Raw genomic sequence first — 21,487 nt, 5'->3', positions numbered from 1 at the left:
TTATCGCTTCAAAAATCGCAACATCCGTCGTCTCAAGGTCAGCGTTGAAAAAACGCTCACGCTCCGTGGCGCAAGCTCCTGAGGGTGTATCCAACATGCGCTCTCTCTCCCACAACATGAAAGATTAAACATCTTTCTTTACAGGGTAAGGTTTTTTCCAACCCGCGATCTTGCACCAAGCATAGCGTGAGCAACCGGACCGAGTTATGAAAACCCGACTTTTATTTTTGGTATCAGTACAGGATTTCACACGGCCCTGCTGTCATGCAGCGGGGCCGTGTGTCTGTTTCTCAGAACTCGACGACGGTGCGGATACTTTCGCCGCGTTCCATCATGTCAAAGCCTTCGTTGATACGCTCCAGCGGAAGCTTGTGCGTAATCAGGTCGTCAATGTTGATCCGGTTCTCCATATACCAGTCAACAATCTTCGGAACATCCGTACGACCACGCGCACCACCAAAGGCAGAGCCAATCCAGCGCCGTCCCGTCACAAGCTGGAACGGACGCGTGCTGATCTCCTGACCCGCAGCCGCAACACCGATAATCGTCGAAACACCCCAGCCACGATGCGCGCATTCCAGCGCCTGACGCATCAGTGTCGGGTTGCCAACACATTCAAACGTGTAGTCGGCCCCACCGCCCGTCAGTTCCACAAGGTGCCCGACAATATCGCCATTCGGCCCAAGATCACGCGGGTTTACAAAATCCGTCATCCCGAACTGGCGCGCCATCGCCTCACGCGCAGGGTTGATGTCAACACCGATAATCCGGTCCGCACCCACCATCTTCGCGCCCTGAATCACGTTCAGACCAATGCCGCCAAGGCCGAACACCACAACCGTCGAGCCGGGCTCCACCTTCGCCGTGAACAGAACTGCGCCAAGGCCTGTCGTGACACCGCAGCCAATGTAGCAGACCTTGTCAAACGGCGCGTCCGGGCGGATTTTCGCCAGCGCGATTTCCGGCAGAACCGTGTAGTTCGCAAAGGTCGAGCAGCCCATGTAATGATGGATCGGCTGTCCCTTGAACGAAAAGCGCGATGTGCCATCGGGCATCAGCCCCTTGCCCTGTGTCGAGCGGATAGCCGTGCACAGGTTCGTCTTGCGCGAAAGGCATGATTTGCACTCACGGCACTCAGGCGTATAGAGCGGGATTACGTGGTCGCCCGGACGCAGGTGCTGCACGCCAGCGCCAACCTCCACAACAACGCCAGCCCCTTCATGCCCCAAAATCGCCGGAAAAAGACCCTCAGGGTCCGCTCCAGAAAGCGTATACTTGTCCGTGTGGCAAAGCCCGGTCGCCTTCACCTCAACAAGAACCTCGCCCGCGCGCGGACCTTCAAGCTGAACGCGCTCAATCTCCAAAGAACGTCCAGCTTCAAATGCTACCGCTGCCCTTACGTCCATTCTCTTTATCCCCTGATCAAGACTTTTACTGAGTCACATTGCGAGAGGCCGTGCCGGATGGCCCCAGCCCCAGTTGTTGCAAATGGTCAATGATGGCCCGCGCCGCTTCATCCGCCGTTGGTGCAACCATTACTTTGCCGCTACCTTGCTGAGCGGTGTCAGCAGAGCCACTCATCAACTTCGGGCGCGCACGCCACGGGCGGATTTCGCCCTCTGCACCACGCGCCTCCGCTCCCTCCGGCTCTCTCACCGGATGAACATTTTCGATATGGGCCGCCCGCCCCACAGCGTGGATACGCGCAGGCACACACCCCGTGCGCTCATGGGCTGCAAGCACACAGGGGCCATCAACAAACACGGGCCTGCGTACCCCGCGTGGCCGCGCCTGCAACACCTGCAAAGTGCCGTTGTTACCCTCTCCCCCCTCAAGCATGGTCACAACAGCAGCAACATCCGACACCACCGCCCAGTCCAGCGCATGGGCAACCTCAAACGGCACAAGGCCGCTATCCTGCGCGCCACTGGCCTTATGCCCTGTTACCAGCACGCTGATATCCGCATTAGCTCGCAGCCACGCAGCCAGTGCAGCGCCAACAGAGCCCGCGCCTTCGGCATCACTCTCTGCCAGCACGTCAATTCGGCTCAGGCCATAAGCCGCATAATCACGCAATAGCGGCGTGTTCGCCCCCACATGCACGCCCACCACATCAGCCGAAAGCTGCCGGGCAAAGCCAATGGCATGCAACTCCGAAAGCACCGGCGCCACACGCCCGGACAGGGAATCCACACCGCAGGATAAAGCAACGGCTACGCGCATGGGCTTTCTCCTTCCTGTTGCAAAAGCCGCAGCAGGGCGGGCATGACATCCTGAGCATCAGCAATAATCGCCAAAGACGCGCGCGCCACCATGGCGGCATGCAGATCCGTATTGACGGCGATGATCGTTTCCACCCGTCCGATCCCCTGCAAATGCTGTGGGGCACCTGAAATACCCATGGCCAGATAACAGGAGGCGTCCAGTACCGTGCCAGACGCGCCAACCTGTGTCTGCCTGGGCATATACCCGCTATCGCACACGACACGGCTGGCGCCGGGAGTGGCCCGCAAGGCCCGCACCACTTCGCCAAAGGTCGTAAAGTCATGCACTCCGTTGCCTGCCGCCACCACAAAAGGTGCTTCAGCCAGAGGCAGGCTGGCAGGATCGCCCGCGATGGCGTCCCCAATACGCACACGCGATGTGTGCACAGGCGTTTCGGCTGCATCCTCCGTCAGGCTGTCTGTATGCAGAATTTCATGGGGCAGACCGGCATAAGCGGCCACCCGATCTTCCTCTAGCGTCATGATCTGCGGCAGTGCCTGCACCACACGTTCGCGCCGCATGGCGCGGCAGGGGGCTATCACCGCCCGGAGTGAAAAGGCCTGTATACCGCCCATGAAATCACAGCCACCGGCCACGGCAACACGGCGCGCCTTATCAGCTCCCTCCGGACTTTCTGGAAACAGGATATGGGCTGCACCACTTGCCCTGAACCAATGCAACACCGCGCGTGCCTGCTTGTCCGGGTTGCTCCGCCCGGCGGGGAGAAAAAACAGCCTGTCAGCCCCCGCCTGTGCCAGCGCTGCACGTTGCTCTTCAGGTAGGTCAGACGGACAGAGCACGCCCACGGCCCCTTTTCCGCCATCGGCTACAAGACGGGCAGCACCCAGAATCTGGCGGTCAAAACGTGAAAGCCGCATCTCGTCAAAATCAGGCACGGCCAGAACCAGCATGGCGGGGTCTTCTACCCGGATAGTGCGCGGCTTCTGCACGGCGGAAACTGCCACGCCCTGCCCCGGGCGCACGCTCCCCCAGACAATCCGCCTGCGCCCCGCAGCCCCCGGCACAGTCTGGCGTGCGCGCTCCGCCCTTGGGTCACGGCGTCTGCCATCGGGCACACAATCGGCTACAGCCTCCATGACAAAACGCACACGCCCGGCCTGACCAGCCTGACGACGGGCCGCACGTTCCGCAAACGGCGAGCGACGGATACGGCCTGTCATGCTTCCTCCACGGCGGCCAGCACCAGTTCGGCAATATCACGCACCTGCGGCTGCTCGCCTACAACACCTTCGAGCATGGCGGTGCAGCCGGGACAGCCAACCGCCACAACAGCGGCCCCTGCCTGCCGTGCCTGCGCCATACGCAGGTCGGGAATACGCTCGCGCGCATCCACATCGCTTACCGGGTTGCCACCCCCTCCCCCACAGCACATAGCCTGCATGCCGTGGCGTTCCATTTCCACCACGCTCTGGCACGCACCAGCCAGCAAACGGCGGGGCGCTTCGGTCTGCCCGTTATAGCGACCGAGGTAACAGGGGTCATGCCAGGCTACCGGTGCACCGGCCTGTGCATTCAGCCGCAGCCGCCCTGCCTGCACCAGTTCATCCAGCAGGCCTGTATGATGCTGCACCACCCATGACGGTCCATGGCCAGCATTCAGCAATGGGTATTCATTGGCCAGAACATGAAAAGCGTGGGGGTCTGCTGTCACAATCCGGTTAAAGCGACGGCGCGACAGGGTTGTAACCACATCTGCCGCCAGCATCTCAAAGGTTGCCTCATCGCCCAGACGGCGCGCGAGGTCGCCACAATCGGTTTCGGCCTCACCCAGAATGGCAAAGCGCAACCCGGCATGGCGCATAAGCTTTACCAACGCCTGAAGGCTCTGGCTGTAACGCCGGTCGAACGCTCCCTCACCCAGCCAGAGCAGGATATCGGTTTCCTCGCCCTCGGCCAGAACCGGCACATCCAGCATGGCCAGCCCTTCCGCCCGTTCGGCCGGTGCGCGCCCTGCAAGGTTGCCTTTATCACGCAGCACCCGCAGCGCCGTTGCCGCACCCGGGCGCACAGCCCCGTGCATGAGTGCCTGACCGCGCCGCAGATCGACAATGGTATCCACATGCTCGATCATCATCGGGCATTCTTCCACGCAGGCCCGGCAGGTCGTGCAGGCCCAGAGCGTTTCAGGGTGGATGGAACCGTTTTCTCCCACAATGGCCTGAGCCATACCACCCTGCCCGGTTACAGCCGGAGCCCCGGGCGCAGGAGACCCCGTATAGCTGCCACCATGCAGGGCATGCGCCATACCCTGTATCAGCGCCTTGGGGTTGAGTCTCTGGCCTGCGGCAAAAGCGGGGCAAACCTGCTCGCAACGCCCGCACTGTATACAGGCATCGAAACTGGCCAGAACATTCCAAGAAAAATCAACAGGCGTGATACAACCCAGCACCGGTGCATCCAGCGCAATGCCGCGCAGGGCTGTATCGCGCCCGCCACCAAAACGGGCCGGGCGCGTATGGGTAACCAGCCATGTCGCACCCGAAAACGCATGTTTGAGCGGCCCTGCCCCAAGCAGCCACAGCAGGGCAGCGCCACCAGCCCCCGTCATGGCCTGCCCTATCCACACAACTGGGCCTGTCTGTGTATCCGCAACCATGCCCCACATGGCCAGAAACCACAGCCCGCCAAGGCAGCACAGAATGGCCGGAGCAATGGCGTAGAACCGCCCACCAGACAGAAAAGACGGCTTATGCGGCCAGCGCCTGCGCCAAACCAGCACCGCCCCCACCAGCCCCGCCAGAGCAAACAGCGCGACACAGCCCCAATACAGACGGCTTGCCTGCAAAAAGGGCAAAACCCCCAGCAAAGCCAGTGCTACACTGGCCATCAGCCCGCCTGCTGTCAGCGCATGCATGCGCCCCGCACCCGGCCTGCGTTCAACCACGTCATGCACGTCTTTAAGATAGCGCCGCGGCAGGGCCGCAAGCCCTGCACGCCAGTCAATGACAGCCGGGCGCCCCTGCCGCCAACCCGTGACATAACGCCCCGCAACAAGCAGCGCGCCCATGCACAATACCCACGCCAGACCTGCCGCCGTTAGAATCATATCTTAAAAATCCTTGCACAGACGCAAGGCATCATAAATGGCAGCGTGAATATTGCGCCCCGCCACGGCATCGCCAATACGGAACAGGGCAAAGCCCCCCGGCCCGGCCTGTTCCAGCGCTGGCTGCGTGCGGCCTTCCAGCAAAGCGGGCAGATCCGTCACGCCATGATTGACGGACTGCGTCTTGAGGTCGAAATACAGGGCCTCAAGCGGCAGGTTGCCACATTCCACCACCACAGTATCAACCAGACGTTCTTCTTCCTCGCCGGTCATGGTGTTTCGCAGCACCGCCACCACGCGGTTTTCCTCGCGGTAGAGTTCCTGCAACTCCATGTTGGGCGACATAATGACACCCAGACGATACAGTTCACGCAGATGCACGGGCTGGTTGGTTGTACCCACCTCCTGCGCAATCAGGCGATCACAGGTTGCCATCTCGACCTGACAGCCACGTGTGGCCAGCAGTTCGGCTGCGGAAGCCGCATTATGCTGGCCCATTTCATCATAGAGCAGCACGCTGCCTTCTGGCGCTGCCTGACCGTCCAGCACGTCACGCACAGTGCAGGCCAGTTCATGACCTGGCCAGTCTCCCCGGTTGGCAACCCCACCGGTTGCCACAATAACAATATCCGGAGCCAGCGCTGCAACGGCCTGCGCATCGGCCGGTGTATTCAGCCTAATATCAACACCCAGTTTACGCACCTGCGCATCCAGCCAGCGCACGATGCCAGACAGGGCCTCGCGCCAGCCAGCCTTGGCAGCACTATTTACCTGCCCGCCGGTGCGATCGGCTTTTTCAAACAAAACCACCTCATGTCCGCGCAACGCGCACACCCGAGCGGCTTCGAGCCCGGCCACACCGCCCCCCACAATCACCACCCGTCGTTTCTGCGTGGCGGGGGTAATATCATGCGGCATGGTCTGCTCACGCCCGGTTGCGGGGTTTTGCAGACACAGCGCATCTCCCCCCACGTAAATCCGGTCAATGCAGTAACCTGCGCCGACACACTGGCGAATATCATCCTCACGCCCAGCGGCCAGCTTGTTGACAATATGTGGGTCCGCGATATGGGCGCGGGTCATGGCCACCATATCCACATGGCCTTCGGCAATAGCGCGGGCCGCCGTCGCCAGATCCATGATGCGTTGGGCATGGAAAACCGGAATATCCACCTCGCGGCGAACACCACTGGCCAGATGCAGGAAGGGCGCCACCGGAAAAGCCATATTAGGCAGACTGACAGCATGCGACATTTCATCGCGCGCCTGACCGCCTATAATGTTGACGAAATCAATCAGCCCGCGTCCGGCATAATCCGAGGCAATGGCAATGGCATCCTCGTGCGAAATGCCCCCTTTGAGCATTTCATCGCCCGACATCCGCAGGCCCACTACATAGTCATCGCCCACCGCTTCACGCACGGCGGTAAAGACCTCCCGCCCGAAACGCATGCGGTTTTCCAGCGAGCCACCATAGGCATCGCTCCGTTGATTAACCAGCGGGCTCCAGAACTGGTCGAGCAGATGCCCATGCGCGCCAGACAGTTCCAACCCGTCCAGCCCGCCTTCCTTGCACCGGCGGGCCGCATCGGCAAAGGCGCGGATAATACGGCTGATATCCTCATCTTCCAGCGCCTTGGGCACCGAGCGAGAAGCAGGTTCCCGTACGACTGAAGGAGCAACAACAGGTAGCCAGGCATCCGTGTCCCAACGGGTACGGCGGCCCATATGGGTAAGCTGGATCATCAGCTTACCGCCATAAGCATGCACCCTGTCGGCAAATTGCTGAAAATACGGAATGATACTGTCATCCGAGACGGCAATCTGGTTCCACGGTGTCGCTGGGCTATCGCAATCGACCGAGGAAGAGCCGCCAAACATGGTCAGCCCGATACCGCCACGTGCCTTTTCCGCATGGTAAAGCTGGTAGCGGTCCTTGGGCTTGCCACCATCGCCATAACCCGGCGCATGGCTTGTGCTCATGATCCGGTTACGGATGACCAGATTTTTAATGCGCAGGGGACGCAGAAGAACATCCGCATTCGCGTTCATGCTGTCAGTTTCCTTCAGGGCTGGCCGCTCTGGCCCATCTGCCGTCGTTCATCGCGCGGGGGGTAACCATACCGCCCCCGATATGCCGTACTAAAATGCGCCGAAGAGGTAAAACCGCAGGCCATAGCAACATCCGTTACCGGCATGCAGGTCTGCTGCAACAGCCTGCGTGCTTTTTCCAGCCGGGCTGCGGACAGATACCCAGCAGGCGTGGTGTTGGTATGGCTGCGAAAAATTCGTTCAAGATGCCGGGTCGAAAAACCAAGCTCTTTTGCCAGTGTTGCCACTCGCAGGGGGCGGTCCATCTGTGTTTCGATCATGCGCACCGCCTTGCGCAAGGCAAGTGGCATACCTGCCAGATTGGCAGCGGGCTGGCTTTCCTCTCCCGCACGCCCACGATCAAGAATGAACTGCGCAGCCACCGCGCGCGAGAGGGAGGTGCCAGACCGCGCCTCGACAATTTTCAGGATCAGGTCCAGCGGCACAGACCCACCCGTGCAGGTCAGCCGGTTGCGGTCAATGACGAACATATCGCCCGACACATCTATTTCAGGAAATTCCTCCTGAATAGCGCTCAGGTTTTCCCAATGAACTGCACAGCGGTAACCACGGAGCAACCCGGCCTCTGCCAGAGCGAATGTGCCGGTGCACAGAGCGCCGAGCATGGTTCCTGCTCGGGCCTGCGTGCGCAGGAAACTGCGCAGGGCCTCGGATGTCGCAGCCCGGACATTTACCCCACCACAGACAAAAATAATATCGTAGCGCTGGCCCGTAGCCTGAAGTGTAGGGTGCAGGCACAGCCCGTTGCTGGCCCGTGCGGCTTCGCCATTCAGGGTCAGGATATCCCACACATAGGCATCACCCTGACCCAGTCTGTTGGCCATGCGCAACCCCTCGATCGCGTTGCTAACCGCGATCATGGAGTAATTGTCCAGTGTCAGAAAACCAAAGCGCCGCAGGGCTGCAAGAGACTGATCACGCGCCATGGCTCAGCGCTCGACCACAAGATCGGTTTTAGGCTTGGCGCAGCACAGCAGGATCATGCCCTGATCAATCTCGCGCTGGCGGATACCACCCTGATGCTCCATATCCACCTCCCCCGATACCAGCTTGCACTTGCAAGTGCCGCACATGCCCTTGGCGCATGAAGCCGGCAGGCGCATACCCGCCGCCCGCGCGGCAGACAGAACCGGCGTACCGGACGAACACGCAATTTCGCGGCGGCTTTTGGTAAAGCTGATCGTATAGGCCGTATCCGCCAAGGCCTGCGTGGTCTCCACAATCTCGGGCTCGTCCTCGACAAGGGTGCCGAAGTCGAAGCTTTCCTCGTGATACTGCTTCATGTTGAAGCCGGAACGTTCAAGAAGTGAGCGTGCCGCCGCCATATACGGGGCAGGCCCGCAGACATACACCTCGCGCTCCAGAAAATCCGGGGTGATCTGGGCTAGTATTTCCGCCCCAAGCCGCCCGCGATAACCATGCCATTTCTCGAACGGGGCATCCCCCTCGCAAATGAAACCTGTGCGGAAGCGGGCATGAGCCAGTTCCATTGCCTCAAGCTCGCGGCGGAAAATCAGGTCCGCCGGGCTGCGCGCACTATGCACGAAGGCGATATCCGCCCCGCTCTGCGTATCCAGCAGATAGCGCGACATGGACATCATGGGAGTAATGCCACTGCCTGCCGACAAAAACAGGAAACGGCGCGCCTCAGAACGGTCACAGGCGAAATCACCCATGGGGCCGAGCACGCGCACATCCATGTTTTCACGCAAAGTATCGTGCAGCCAGTTCGAAACCAGCCCCCCCGGCACACGCTTGACCGTTATGGACAGCGCATAAGGCCGGGACGGCGAGGACGAAACCGTATAGCAGCGATTAACCTCTTCCCCGCCAACAGGCAGCACCAGCGTCATGAACTGACCCGGCCTGAACAGGAAGCGCCGTGGCTCGGGAGCCGTGAAGACAAAGGTCTTCACATCATGCGTTTCCTGTATGACCGCCTGGCAGCGCAGGACTTCGTCTGTTTGCGAGTTCCAGGCTGGCGCATCCAGAATGGCGGGGAAAAGTTCCGTCATGCAAGATAGTCCTTCAGACGTTCGATGTACCAGGCGGCAAATTTCTCTACCAACCCTTCGGTGTAAGGAGAGTAGAAGCCCGTTTCATAAGCGGGGTCCTGCGCACCCTGCTGGGCGATTGCCACCAGATCAGCATCCTGCTGGTTGGTTGCTTTCCAGACTTCCGTCAGGCGCTCCAGATCGTAATCAACCCCTTCAACCGCGTTCTTGTTCACCAGCCATGTGGTGCGCACCAACGTACGACCCGCGCTGAGTGGCAGAGCCGTGAAGGTAATGACATGATCGCCCATGAAATGGTGCCATGAGTTAGGCTGCGTCCAGAAAGACAGCGCACCCAGTGCCTTATCCTGCACGGCACCCATCGGCAGGCGGCAGGCCGCGCGCGTATCCATGGTGTAGCTTTCGCCGCTCTGATCAATCGGCAGACGCTGGGTACGGAAGCCCGTGGGGCGCCCTGTCAGTTCATCGACCTCACGCGAGGGCAGGCCTTCACCTTCCCAGCGTGAGCAGGAGGCTTCAACCAGATCGGTGTAACGCTGGGCATCGGTGCGCCCGGCTTCGTCCAGTTCCGTCGGTGAAAAACCAAAACCATAGGCAAAGAGCGGAATGGTCAGCTCAGGATGGTTGGGACCGCAGTGATAGCACTCGCGGTTGTTTTCCATCGTCAGCTTCCAGTTGCCCTCCTCGATCAGGTCTGCCTGATAGGCAATACGAGCTTCGCGCAGGTTATGGGGGGCCAGATACGCCTCCATAACGCGGGCCATCTCGTCAATATCGCCGGGCGGGTTATCAGACAGGCAGATGAACAACAGCCCTCCGATCGAGCGCAGCGCAACGGACTTGAGGCTGTTGCAACCGGGCTTGAAATCCTCGCCCATGTGCTCATAAAATTTCAGCTTGCCGTCCAGCCCATAGGTCCATGAATGATATGGACAGACGATGTTGCCGATCATCGTCGCACCCTCGGGGATCATCCGCACCCCGCGGTGGCGACACACATTGTGGAACGCCCGGATTTCCCCTTCATCATCCCGCACGATGATAATGGATGCCGTCCCGACATTCACGACCAGCGCATCGCCCGGCTCTGCGACTTCCGGTTCGGACGCCACAAAAATCCAGTGCTTGGCGAAGATCGCCTTCATATCAAGATCGAATACTTCATCGCTCGTGTAAAAAGGCGCATCCAGCGATTTTCCCGCGACACGCCGCTCAACAAGAGCCTTTATGGATTCAGTCATGTTTTCAAACCCTTGCCTGTCGGCCTGCCATTCGCTTGCCGTAACAAAGACTGTGCCATAATCATCCGGAATTTTTTTTGAAATTGCGACCTAAATTTTCATGCAGAAGACTTTTTTTACGCCTTCAACATTCCGGGAAACAAACAGCCAACCCTCCCTGGGACGTTTCCTTGTAACGGCTGCTCATATCCGCGCCGGTTTCTTTCATGGTCGCAATAACCTGATCCAGCGAGACATGGTGAGACCCATCCCCCCGCAAAGCGAGGGATGCCGCGTTGATAGCCTTGACCGCGCCAAAGGCGTTGCGCTCGATACACGGAATCTGCACCAGCCCGCCCACCGGATCGCACGTCATACCGAGGTGATGCTCCATGCCAATTTCAGCCGCGTTTTCAATCTGCTCCGGTCCGCCGCCAAGTGCAGCCGCAAGGCCACCTGCCGCCATAGAGCACGCGACTCCTACCTCTCCCTGACACCCGACCTCCGCCCCAGAAATCGAGGCATTGCGCTTGAACAACCCGCCTATGGCCGTAGCCGTCAGGATAAAGCGCTGTTCGCCTTCTTTCGTCGCATCGGGGCAAAAGGTCCGATAATAGCGCAGCACAGCGGGCAAAACCCCCGCAGCACCATTGGTAGGCGCTGTTACCAGCCGCCCACCCGCTGCGTTTTCCTCATTCACCGCAATGGCAAACAGGCTTACCCAATCCATGACTTCATGCGCGGTGCGCAGATTACGAAAACGGTCGGCTTCGAGTCGTTTCCGCAGGCCCGGCGCACGGCGGCGCACGGCCAGCTTGCCCGGCAGCACGCCCTCATGGTGCATGCCCCGCTCCACCGCCCCCATCATTTCCTCGATAATCCGGCTGATATGGGCAGACACTTCATGCCCCGGCCGCAGCGCGACTTCGTTAGCCAGCACGACTTCGGCAATGCTCAGCCCGGTCTGGCGTGTCAGAACCAGCAGATCACGCGCACAAACGAAGTCAAACGGTACCGGGGGCTCGTCCGGCACAGCCTGCTGGGCAAGCTGTTCTTCCGCCACCACAAACCCGCCCCCTACGGAGCAAACACGCTGGCACGCCAGTTGTGCGCCAGCCGCATCAAGGGCTTCGAACTGCATGGTGTTGGGGTGGAACGTGGCCGGGGTTTCATAATCGAACACCACATCCACCTGCGGGTCGAATGTAATATCCGCGCCGTTCAGGCTCAGGCGGTGCTCCGCCGTTGCCCGTTCTATACACGCATCCGCCTGTGTTTTTTCCACTGTATCGGGCCGCAAGCCCGCAAGCCCCAGTATCACGGCGCGGTCTGTAGCATGTCCTTTGCCAGTCCAGGCCAGAGACCCGTACAGCGTTACCCGCAGGCGTGCGACAGTGCCCGGCAGGGTTGCGGCAAAATCACCCGCAGCCCGCATGGGACCGACCGTATGAGAAGAAGACGGACCAATGCCGATCTTGAACAGATCAAACAGGCTGACCATGGGTCTTTATCCAGAACGAAGACACAACCGGGGGCGGACGATCAGGGAAACGCCCGCCCCGGCCCGGTCATGAAAAGACAGGAGGCGAAAAAGTCAGAACCGTGTGTCGTGCGCAGCGTTTTTCAGCATGCCGGTGACATAGGGCAGGAACGAGGTCCACACTTCCAGATGGAAGCGATCCTCCGCCTGCCGCCAGATCATGCCATCGGCCTTATCCAGCAGGGTGCGCGTAGCCGTGCCGGGGGCAAAGCTGCCGGGCGCGAAATCCAGCGGGCTAAGGCAGCCCAGCACCTCTGCCGCACGAGCGCCCCCAACCGACAGGGCTGTCTGGCGGGCCGTAACATCCACCAGACTATGTGCTACGCCAGACAGAGCGCTGGCCCATGCCTCCGTCACGCCCTGTGCTGTCGCCGGTTCCAGCAGAAACAGCACTTCCTGCGGGCCAAGCCTCAGGGCGGCAACGCCTTCGGCTTGCGTTACCCCCAACATGTCCGGCACAGCACAGCCAGCAGCAGCACAGGCAGCCTGCATGGCCGCTTCACGCCCCTGAAAAACCCACCGGGTCAGCGACGGGCCAGCCACCAGATCGAAGCCGGCCAGATCAACATTGCTCTCAGCCATTCAGGCGCACTCCTTCCGCGTCATAAAAGACGGGATCAACCAGCTTGACGGGAATGACACGGTCTTCCATCGGCACGAACAGCGTCTGCCCCTTGCGCGCCCGACCGCCCGAAATCATGCCCAATGCGATGGAACGCCCCAGCGTTGCGCTGAAATAGGACGAGGTGACATAACCCAGCTTATGCATGGGAATGGCCTCCTTCGGATCAGCCACAAGCTGCGCGCCTTCTTCCAGCACTTCCTGCGGTGCCTCGGTCAGCAGGCCGACAAGCTGCATGCGTTCGGGCGACTGAAGGGCGGGTAGCGCCAGAGAGCGCTTGCCCACAAAGTCCTTCTTGGCCTTACCAACAGCCCAGCCACACCCAGCATCATCGGGTGTAACGGTGCCATCGGTTTCCTGCCCGACGATAATGTAGCCTTTCTCCGCACGCAGTACGTGCATGGTTTCCGTGCCATAGGGCGTCAGACCATGCCCCTGCCCGGCCTGCCACACGGCATCCCATATCCGGCGGCCCTCGGTTGTCGGCACGTTGATTTCAAAGCCGAGTTCGCCCGAGAAGCTGACACGGAACAGCCGCATGGGAACGCCCAGAATGCTGCCTTCCACCACACTCATATGCGGCAGAGCCTCACCGGAAATATCCAGACCGTCCACCAAAGGTGCAAGAATTTCGCGCGCCTTTGGCCCCTGCAGAGCAATGACCGACCACTGTTCGGTGGTGGAGGTCAGCCAGACATCCAGATCAGGCCATTCGGTTTGCAGATAGTCTTCCATCATGGACAGAACGCCCGCAGCCCCACCTGTTGTGGTGGTGACATGAAAACGGTCTTCCGCAATGCGGCCCACGACACCATCGTCGTAGATAAACCCGTTTTCGCGGCACAGGAGACCATAACGGCAGCGGCCCACACCCAGCTTGGTCCATGCGTTGACATACATGCGGTTCATGAATGTCGCGGCATCGGGGCCTACAACCTCGATCTTGCCAAGCGTGGAAGCATCGAAAATCCCCGCTGCATTACGCACGGCCAGACATTCGCGCCGCACGGCGGCTTCCATGTCTTCCCCATTACGGGGGAAGTAACGCGCCCTGCGCCAGAGCGAGACATCCTCGAACACCGCACCCTGCGCACGCGCCCAGCTATCGACCGGGGTACGGCGATCAGGGTCGAACAGGTCACCCCGCGCATGTCCAGCAAAAGTGCCGAACGTGACTGGCGTAAAGGGCGGACGGAACGTGGTCAGCCCCACCTGCTGCACCGGCCTGCCCAGCGCGTAGGAGGCAATGCCCAGCGCGTTGACATTGGACAGCTTTCCCTGATCTGTCGCCATACCCGTGGTTGTGTAGCGTTTGACGTGCTCGATGGAGCGGAAGCCCTCGCGCACGGCCAGACGGATGTCCTTGGCGGTTACATCATGCTGGAAATCGACAAAGGACATGCTGTGCAGGTCCTTGCCCCGGCGCGGCAGCGCCCCGGCAAAACCCGAGAAGTCAGCTACGTCCTGCGCATCCACCCGCCAGGCCGGGGTTTCACCCGTATGGCCGCTGGCACTGGCTGCGACCATACCGGCAGCAGCCCCATCAGCAAGCACTGCGTCAAGCTGATAGACCCCATGGCACGCGCCAACCGAGCGCTCGCGCTCGGCGGACTCACCGGGCACATAGGCCCCGACCTTTTCATCAAAATGCAGCTTGCCGCGCGACTGGGAGAACAGATGCACGCTGGGTGTGTAGCCACCCGCCATCAGCACCAGATCAGCGCTGACATGGCGGCCCTTGCCAACATCCCCACCCGGCAGCACCGGGGCCAGTTCAACACCGCTGACCCGCTGCGTGCCATGCACACGCTGCACAACGGAGGACTTGAACACGCGCACGCCCATCTGCTGGCACTGCCGCAGCAGGGCACCATCGGGAGCAGGACGGATATCGGCAATGGCGGCTACAGAGGCCCCGACTTCCAGCAGGTCCAGCGCTACGCGATAAGCGCTGTCATTAGCAGCAACAATCACCACCTTGCGGCCGCACAGCACGCCATAACGGTTGAGATACGTACGGGCTGCCGTGGCCAGCATCACGCCCGGCCTGTCATTGCCTTCGAACACCATCGGGCGTTCAAGGGCACCCGTGGCCAGCACCACCTCTTTGGCCCGCACCTGCCACAGACGCTCGCGCGGCTGGCCGCTGGCCCCCGTCATCAGGTGATCAGTCAGGCGCTGGTTGAGCGCGATCATGTTATGAGGGCCATAATTGAACGCGGAACACCGCGTCATCAGCCGCACATTGGGCATGGCCGAAAGCTCGGCCACAACGCCACGCACCCAGTCGGGCCCGCTCAGCCCTTCAATCCGGGCCTGCCGGTCAGACAGCAGCGAGCCACCGAATTCCGCCGTTTCATCGACCAGAATGACACGCGCCCCGGTGCGGGCCGCCGCCAGTGCGGCACTCAGGCCGGACGGGCCGCCGCCAGCCACCAGCACATCGCAGTGGTCGTAACGGAAGGCATAGCTATCGGGATCGGGCTCCGTGGGGGCAACGCCCAGACCAGCCGCATGGCGGATGATCGGCTCGTAAACCTTGTCCCAGAAGTTTTTCGGCCACATGAAGGTCTTGTAGTAAAACCCTGCCGGAAGCATGGCCGAGAACAGGCTGTTAACGCTGCCCAGATCGAACTCCAGACAGGGAGAGCGGTTCTGGCTGACAGCCGTCAGCCCCTCATGAATTTCAACCTGAGTCGCCCGCAGGTTAGGCGTATGCAGGGCCGGGCCTTTGCCCACGCCCACCAGCGCATTGGGTTCGTCCGAACCCGCTGTGACAGGCCCACGCGGACGGTGATATTTATACGACCGCCCCATAAGGTGGCGACCATGCGCCAGCAGCGCGGAGGCCAGCGTATCTCCCGCATAGCCGGTATAGCTGCGCCCATCGAACGTGAAGGTTACAGGCCGGGCGGAATTGACCCGCCCCCGACCCGGAATACGGAATGCCTGATTCATCGTGCGGCCTCCGCAGCCTGCTCTGGCGTTACATCAGGCCGGGGCTGGCCCATTTCATAGGTCATCACGAAACGATCTGTCCGGGTATCGCGCAGGGCGTTGAAAAAACGACCGCAGCCATGAGCATGGCGCCAGCGTTCGGCAATCAGCCCTTTGGGGTTGTCACGCATATAAAGATACTGCGCCCATTCCTCGTCACTCAGAGCCATGGGATCAGCCGGGCGGGCAATATGCGCCTCGCCACCATTCGCAAATTCGACTTCCGCCCGTTCCCCGCAATAGGGGCATTTTATCAGCAACATGTCCTACCCCGCTTAATGGGCAACCGCAGCGGCTGCTGCTTCGTCAATCAATGCTCCGTCACGGAAGCGCTCGATCGTGAATGGCGCATTGATGGGATGCGGCTCATCCTTGGCGATCGTCCATGCGAACAGGTTGGCGGCACCCGGTGTCGCCTTGAAACCGCCCGTGCCCCAGCCGCAGTTTACATACAGCCCCGGCACCGATGTCTTGGCCGTAATAGGCGAGCGATCCGGCGTGTTATCCGTTATACCGCCCCACGAGCGCATCATCCGCAGACGACGGAACATCGGGCACAGTTCAGTAATGGCCTCAAGCGTATGGGCCGGAATATGCAGCCCGCCACGCTGGGTGTAGGAAACATAGCCGTCCGTGCCAGCACCAATGACCATCTCGCCCTTATCAGACTGGCTGATATAGGCATGAATGGTGTTGGACATGACAATGGTGGGGAAAGCCGGTTTGACCGGTTCCGACACCAGAGCCTGCAACGGGTTGCTTTGCAGCGGTAGGCGGATACCCGCCATACCCAGCACCACCGAGCTATGACCCGCAGCTGAAACACCGATCTTGCGAGCCTTGATGGGGCCTAGCGTGGTTTCAACGCCTGTTACCTCACCGCTGGGTGCACGGGTAATGCCCGTTACCTCGCAGTTTTCAATGATATCCACCCCCATATCGGAGGCGGCGCGCGCAAACCCCCACGCTACGGCGTCATGCCGGGCTGTACCCGCACGCCGCTGGAGCGCGCCACCCAGAATGGGGTAGCGGATGTTGGGAGAAATGTTCAGCGGCGGACAGAACTCCTTCACCTCCTGCGGGGTGAGCCATTCATTGTCGATACCGTTGAGCCGGTTGGCGTGCACATGCCGCTTGAACACCTGCACATCGTGCACGGTATGCGCGATCATGAGGCAACCGCGCTGGCTGAACATAACATTGTAGTTCAACTCCTGCGACAGACCTTCCCACAGCTTGAGGGAATGCTCGTAATAGCTCGAGCTTTCATCAAACAGGTAGTTGGAGCGGATGATGGTCGTGTTGCGCGCGGTGTTACCACCTGCGAGCCAGCCACGCTCCACCACGGCGATATTGCGCAGGCCATGCTGTTTGGCCAGATAATAGGCGGCCCCAAGGCCATGCCCACCACCCCCTACGATTATGATATCGTAGGCGGCTTTCGGTTTGACGGAGCGCCATTGGGGCTTCCACCCCTGATGGGCCCCAAGCGCCTGACGGAACAGAGAAAACGCTGAAAATTTTTGCATGTTCATCCCACATGCTGCAGAGCCATATCTCCTTTTATGCGACACACTCCCTCAGCCCGCGCGTATAAAACAGACAAGTTTCATGAACGAAACGGACACACAGAAAAACTGGCCGAACAGATACGCAAGTTGAAAAAAAGAACGGCGCGCCCTGCAAGAAGGCGCGCCGTTCTTCTGAAAAATCTGAAACGGACATCAACCTGAAAGCAGGCGACACCCCGGTCAATCAGGCCCCTTACGGAGCCTTTGGCTTTACTGTGCCCGACGTGAGGACACGAACGTGAAAATGCAGGCCATCACAGCCATGAAAGCCACGTAAATACCGCAGATTTCAAGGTTGTAGTAAATGACCGCCCCCAGCGCGATAATTGCAAAAACCAGAGCCAGACCCGGCAGCAGCGGATACAGAGGCGCGCTGTAAGGACGAGCCAGTGAAGGTTCCTTGATACGCAGACGGAACAGGCTGGCCATGCTGATGATATACATGGTGAGCGCACCGAACACCGACATGGTGACCAGTGTTGCAGTCAGGGACTGCCCGGCAATGGAGACAACGTCATCAGAGAAAATGGCGGCAATCCCGACCAGACCACCTGCAATGGTGGCAACATACGGCGTGCGGAAACGCGGGTGCAGCCGACCGAGCACCTCAGGCAGGAAGCCAGCGCGGGCCAGTGCGAAAATCTGGCGCGCATACCCCATGATGATACCATGCAGCGAGGCCACAAGCCCGAACAGACCCAGCCACACCAGCATGTGCAGCCAGCCGCTATTGGCACCGACAACCGTTTTCATGGCCTGTGGCAGCGGGTCATTCAGGTTGGCCAGCGCATGCCAGTCGCCCACGCCACCCGCAAAGATCATGACGCCAAAAGCAAGGCTGACCAGCGTGAGAACACCCGCGATATAAGCAATAGGAATGGAGCGGCGCGGGTCTTTTGCTTCTTCCGCCGCCATGGCAACGCCTTCAATGGCAAGAAAGAACCAAATGGCAAAAGGAATGGCGGCAAAAATGCCCCCCATGGCTTCCCAGCCGAAATGCGGCGCAACGCCCCAGCCGTCCTTAACGAAGTTATCCCATGAGAAACCCGGTGCGACGACACCCATAAACACCAGCAGCTCAATAATAGCCGCAACTGTCACGAACAGTTCGAACGTAGCAGCAATATGCACGCCAATGATGTTCAGCGTCATAAAGATGACATAGGCCCCCAGAGCCGCCACCTTGGGTGACAGGTGGGGAAACTGCACGTTCAGATAGGCACCGATGGCCAGCGAGATTGCCGGCGGCGCAAAAATGAATTCCACCAGCGTGGCAAGACCGGCCACAAGGCCGCCCCAGCGCCCAAAAGCGCGCAGGCTGTAGGCAAACGGCCCACCTGCATGCGGCACAGCGCAGGTCAGTTCGGTAAAGCTGAAAATAAAGGCCGTGTACATCACGGCCACAAAGACCGTGGCCACAAAGAAGCCCAGCGTGCCCGCCGTACCCCAGCCATAGCTCCAGCCGAAATATTCACCCGAAATCACTAGACCGACAGCAATACCCCACAGATGAAATGCGCTCAGGGACTTACTGAGATGTGTCGACTCTCCAGCCATATGCAAAAAAATCCTTCATTTAAGAAAGGCGATCCACGTTGCCGATCGCAGCACTTTCGGGAGCCGCGTCCTTGAGGCCGACCCCCGTCAATTTGAGATGTCTGGCTTCACGCATGAGCCAGGCCAGCTTGTCCGCCGCCGCCTGCACGGACAGTCCGTGCGGGTGGATATTGGACAGGCAATTACGAGAGGAATCCGCGCAGCCCACATAAGGCGCGTATGTCAGATACACGCCCATGCTGTCCGCAACGCTCAGGCCCGGACGCTCCCCGATCATGACCACCACCATGCCCGCTCCCATGGTCTGGGCAATTTCATCGCCCAATGCGACACGCGCCTGTGTCGCCACCACCAGAGGGGCAATCTGCCAGTCTGTCAGGCGTTCGCGCATAGCCTCGAAAAGCGGCACGGCACCCTGCTGCGTAGCAGTGCTGGACAGGCCATCCGCCGCCACAAACACCACATCCCACGCGCCTTTCGGCAGGGCTGCTCGAGATTCTTCGGACAGCCTGCGGCCGAAATCCGGCCTGCGCAGATAGGTCGAACGATCAGGCGCTCGGCTGTTCACCCGCAAGAAAGGGGCACCCGCCATGGCCTGTTCCATGCGGGCGACATCAAGCGGAGTATGCACCGCATCGCGCGCCTGAGCGTGGGCAGCCTGAAACTCCAGCACATCGGGTGTTTTCAGGGTATTGCCGCTACGGGCCAGACCAATACGCGCACGGGTATACTGGCGAAGCGGCTGCCAGTCGTCCTTGCCGGTTACAGACTGCCCGTTAGCAGAGGGCAGCTTTGTAATATCCGCACTCATGCCGCACCTGCGAGGCTTGCAAGCCGCGTCTGGCCGGGTGCCAGCGCCCGCATGCGCTGGCCCGCACTGTCATACAGCCCCATGCGCTCAAGCCATGCGGCAAATTCCGGCGCGGGCTTGAGGCCCAGCAGGCTGCGCAGTGTGAGAATATCGTGAAAGGCGAGGCTCTGGTAATTGAGCATGACATCATCCGCCCCCGGCACGCCGATAAGGAAGGTAATGCCAGCGGCCCCCAGCAGCACCATCAGGGTGTCCATGTCGTCCTGATCGGCTTCGGCATGGTTGGTGTAGCAGGCGTCACATCCCATCGGCACGCCCAGCAGCTTGGCGCAGAAATGATCTTCCAGCCCCGCGCGGATGATCTGCTTGCCGTCATACAGATATTCCGGACCGATAAAGCCCACCACCGTATTGACCAGAAGCGGGTTGTAAGCACGCGCCACAGCATAGGCACGGGCCTCGACCGTCTGCTGGTCCAACCCATGATGGGCATCGGCTGAAAGGGCAGCGCCCTGCCCGGTTTCGAAATACATGACATTCTGGCCTACCGTGCCACGCTTGAGCGAAAGCGCTGCCTCATACGCTTCCTGCAGGATAGGCAGGGTGACACCAAAGCCTTCATTGGCTTTCTGCGTTCCGGCAATGGACTGGAACACCAGATCGACCGCACCACCGCGATTCATGATTTCGATGGTGTTGGTCACATGCGTCAGAACACAGGTCTGTGTGGGAATATCGTATTGCTGGCGGGCATGGTCGAGCATGTCGAGCAGGGCCAGGCCGTTGGCAACACTATCAGTCGCGGGGTTGATACCGATCACCGCATCGCCAATACCGCAGAGCAGCCCATCAAGCGTGGAGGCAGCAATACCCTTGAGGTCATCTGTCGGGTGGTTGGGTTGCAGGCGCGAGGTCAGGCACCCCTCCAGCCCGATCGTGTTACGGAATTTCGTAACAACGCGAATCTTGCGCGCAACAGCCATCAGGTCCTGATTACGCATGACCTTGCTGACAGCTGCCGCCATTTCGGGCGTAATGCCGGGGGCTACAGCACTCAGCGTTGCCGTATCGGCCTCGTGCGACAAAAGCCAGTCACGGAACTGCCCCACCGTCATATGAGCAAGCCGGGCAAAAGCCGCCTTGTCGTGGGTATCCATGATCAGGCGGGTAACATCATCTTCCTCATACGGCACCAGTGCCGTTTCAAGGAATGTGCGCAGGGGCAGATCGGCCAGTGCATAGCGCGCGGCCACACGCTGCGCATCCGTTGCCGCACACAGACCGGCAAGCTGATCGCCCGAACGGATGGGAGAAGCAGCCGCCAGCAAGTCCTTCAGGGTTTCAAAACTGTAGGTTTCCCCCCCCAGGGTGTGACGGTACGCCATAAAACTGCCTCCAGTATGCCTACATGCGGAATAGCGAAGCCTGTCGCCCTTCCGGATCGAAGTCGTAACCATACATAAAACTGTCAGTTCAGGACACAACTGCCGAGCGGATTTTCGCAAAAACTCCGCACACCATCGCGCATACCTACCCCCTATCCTTTATTAAACGGCGGTTCAGAACCGCGCGGAAACCCCGCACCTGATGCAGCCACGCAACAGCCGAAGAGATTCTGCCACCGCCTCTCTCCCGAACCATACCGGCTGCCGTGGGTATCAACTGGTTCGCACAGGGCTTTTCCCTCTTGCATCTTCCCCCAAAGCCTGC

16 protein-coding genes are annotated in these 21,487 nt (G+C 60.2%); all 16 read right to left on the bottom strand.

Annotation, left to right across the window (positions count from 1 at the left end; translation table 11 throughout):
• Nucleotides 1-290: 290 nt before the first annotated feature.
• Nucleotides 291-1,406, bottom strand: a complete 1,116-nt coding sequence (locus tag ABF757_RS08855) for an S-(hydroxymethyl)glutathione dehydrogenase/class III alcohol dehydrogenase (RefSeq protein WP_415481825.1) — start codon at nucleotides 1,404-1,406, stop codon at nucleotides 291-293.
• Between the two features lie 25 nt (nucleotides 1,407-1,431).
• Nucleotides 1,432-2,223 (bottom strand): adenine nucleotide alpha hydrolase family protein, encoded by a 792-nt coding sequence (locus ABF757_RS08850; protein WP_415481852.1) that lies wholly within the window; start codon nucleotides 2,221-2,223, stop codon nucleotides 1,432-1,434.
• A complete protein-coding gene (locus ABF757_RS08845) occupies nucleotides 2,214-3,446 on the bottom strand; it encodes an electron transfer flavoprotein subunit alpha/FixB family protein (RefSeq protein ID WP_415481850.1) in 1,233 nt (410 codons plus the stop codon). The genes ABF757_RS08850 and ABF757_RS08845 overlap by 10 nt, the downstream gene beginning before the upstream one ends.
• A complete protein-coding gene (locus ABF757_RS08840) occupies nucleotides 3,443-5,332 on the bottom strand; it encodes a DUF3483 domain-containing protein (RefSeq protein ID WP_415481849.1) in 1,890 nt (629 codons plus the stop codon). The genes ABF757_RS08845 and ABF757_RS08840 overlap by 4 nt, the downstream gene beginning before the upstream one ends.
• Before the next feature lie 3 nt (nucleotides 5,333-5,335).
• Complete coding sequence (locus ABF757_RS08835; protein WP_415481848.1) at nucleotides 5,336-7,384, bottom strand: oxidoreductase; 2,049 nt, start codon at nucleotides 7,382-7,384, stop codon at nucleotides 5,336-5,338.
• A gap of 14 nt (nucleotides 7,385-7,398) precedes the next feature.
• The gene (locus ABF757_RS08830) at nucleotides 7,399-8,370 is read right to left on the bottom strand and encodes a GlxA family transcriptional regulator (protein WP_415481847.1); all 972 of its coding nucleotides are present in this window, start codon (nucleotides 8,368-8,370) and stop codon (nucleotides 7,399-7,401) included.
• 3 nt (nucleotides 8,371-8,373) lie between these two features.
• Complete coding sequence (locus tag ABF757_RS08825; protein ID WP_415481846.1) at nucleotides 8,374-9,459, bottom strand: FAD-binding oxidoreductase; 1,086 nt, start codon at nucleotides 9,457-9,459, stop codon at nucleotides 8,374-8,376.
• A complete protein-coding gene (locus ABF757_RS08820) occupies nucleotides 9,456-10,700 on the bottom strand; it encodes an aromatic ring-hydroxylating oxygenase subunit alpha (protein ID WP_415481845.1) in 1,245 nt (414 codons plus the stop codon). Before ABF757_RS08820 ends, ABF757_RS08825 begins: the two co-directional genes overlap by 4 nt.
• Before the next feature lie 124 nt (nucleotides 10,701-10,824).
• A complete protein-coding gene (locus ABF757_RS08815) occupies nucleotides 10,825-12,180 on the bottom strand; it encodes an L-serine ammonia-lyase (RefSeq protein WP_415481844.1) in 1,356 nt (451 codons plus the stop codon).
• 93 nt (nucleotides 12,181-12,273) lie between these two features.
• A complete protein-coding gene (locus tag ABF757_RS08810) occupies nucleotides 12,274-12,801 on the bottom strand; it encodes a sarcosine oxidase subunit gamma (RefSeq protein ID WP_415481842.1) in 528 nt (175 codons plus the stop codon).
• Entirely contained in the window at nucleotides 12,794-15,799 is a 3,006-nt protein-coding gene (locus ABF757_RS08805; RefSeq protein WP_415481841.1) for a sarcosine oxidase subunit alpha family protein, read from the bottom strand. Before ABF757_RS08805 ends, ABF757_RS08810 begins: the two co-directional genes overlap by 8 nt.
• Nucleotides 15,796-16,101 carry a sarcosine oxidase subunit delta gene (locus ABF757_RS08800; protein WP_415481840.1) on the bottom strand — a complete coding sequence of 102 codons (306 nt, stop codon included), beginning with the start codon at nucleotides 16,099-16,101 and terminating at the stop codon, nucleotides 15,796-15,798. The genes ABF757_RS08805 and ABF757_RS08800 overlap by 4 nt, the downstream gene beginning before the upstream one ends.
• 12 nt (nucleotides 16,102-16,113) lie before the next feature.
• On the bottom strand, nucleotides 16,114-17,367 hold the full coding sequence (locus tag ABF757_RS08795) for a sarcosine oxidase subunit beta family protein (RefSeq protein WP_025860729.1): 1,254 nt from the start codon (nucleotides 17,365-17,367) through the stop codon (nucleotides 16,114-16,116).
• 252 nt (nucleotides 17,368-17,619) lie between these two features.
• Nucleotides 17,620-18,966, bottom strand: a complete 1,347-nt coding sequence (eat, locus tag ABF757_RS08790) for an ethanolamine permease (RefSeq protein ID WP_415481839.1) — start codon at nucleotides 18,964-18,966, stop codon at nucleotides 17,620-17,622.
• Nucleotides 18,967-18,985: 19 nt separating this feature from the next.
• Nucleotides 18,986-19,777, bottom strand: coding sequence for an ethanolamine ammonia-lyase subunit EutC (gene eutC / locus ABF757_RS08785; protein ID WP_415481838.1), 792 nt, complete (start codon nucleotides 19,775-19,777; stop codon nucleotides 18,986-18,988).
• A complete protein-coding gene (locus ABF757_RS08780; protein WP_415481837.1) occupies nucleotides 19,774-21,162 on the bottom strand; it encodes an ethanolamine ammonia-lyase subunit EutB in 1,389 nt (462 codons plus the stop codon). Before ABF757_RS08780 ends, eutC begins: the two co-directional genes overlap by 4 nt.
• Nucleotides 21,163-21,487 lie beyond the last annotated feature (325 nt).

Source organism: Acetobacter papayae, from assembly GCF_047721125.1.
GTDB lineage: Bacteria > Pseudomonadota > Alphaproteobacteria > Acetobacterales > Acetobacteraceae > Acetobacter > Acetobacter papayae.
This window is presented reverse-complemented; position numbering and strand designations above follow the sequence as displayed.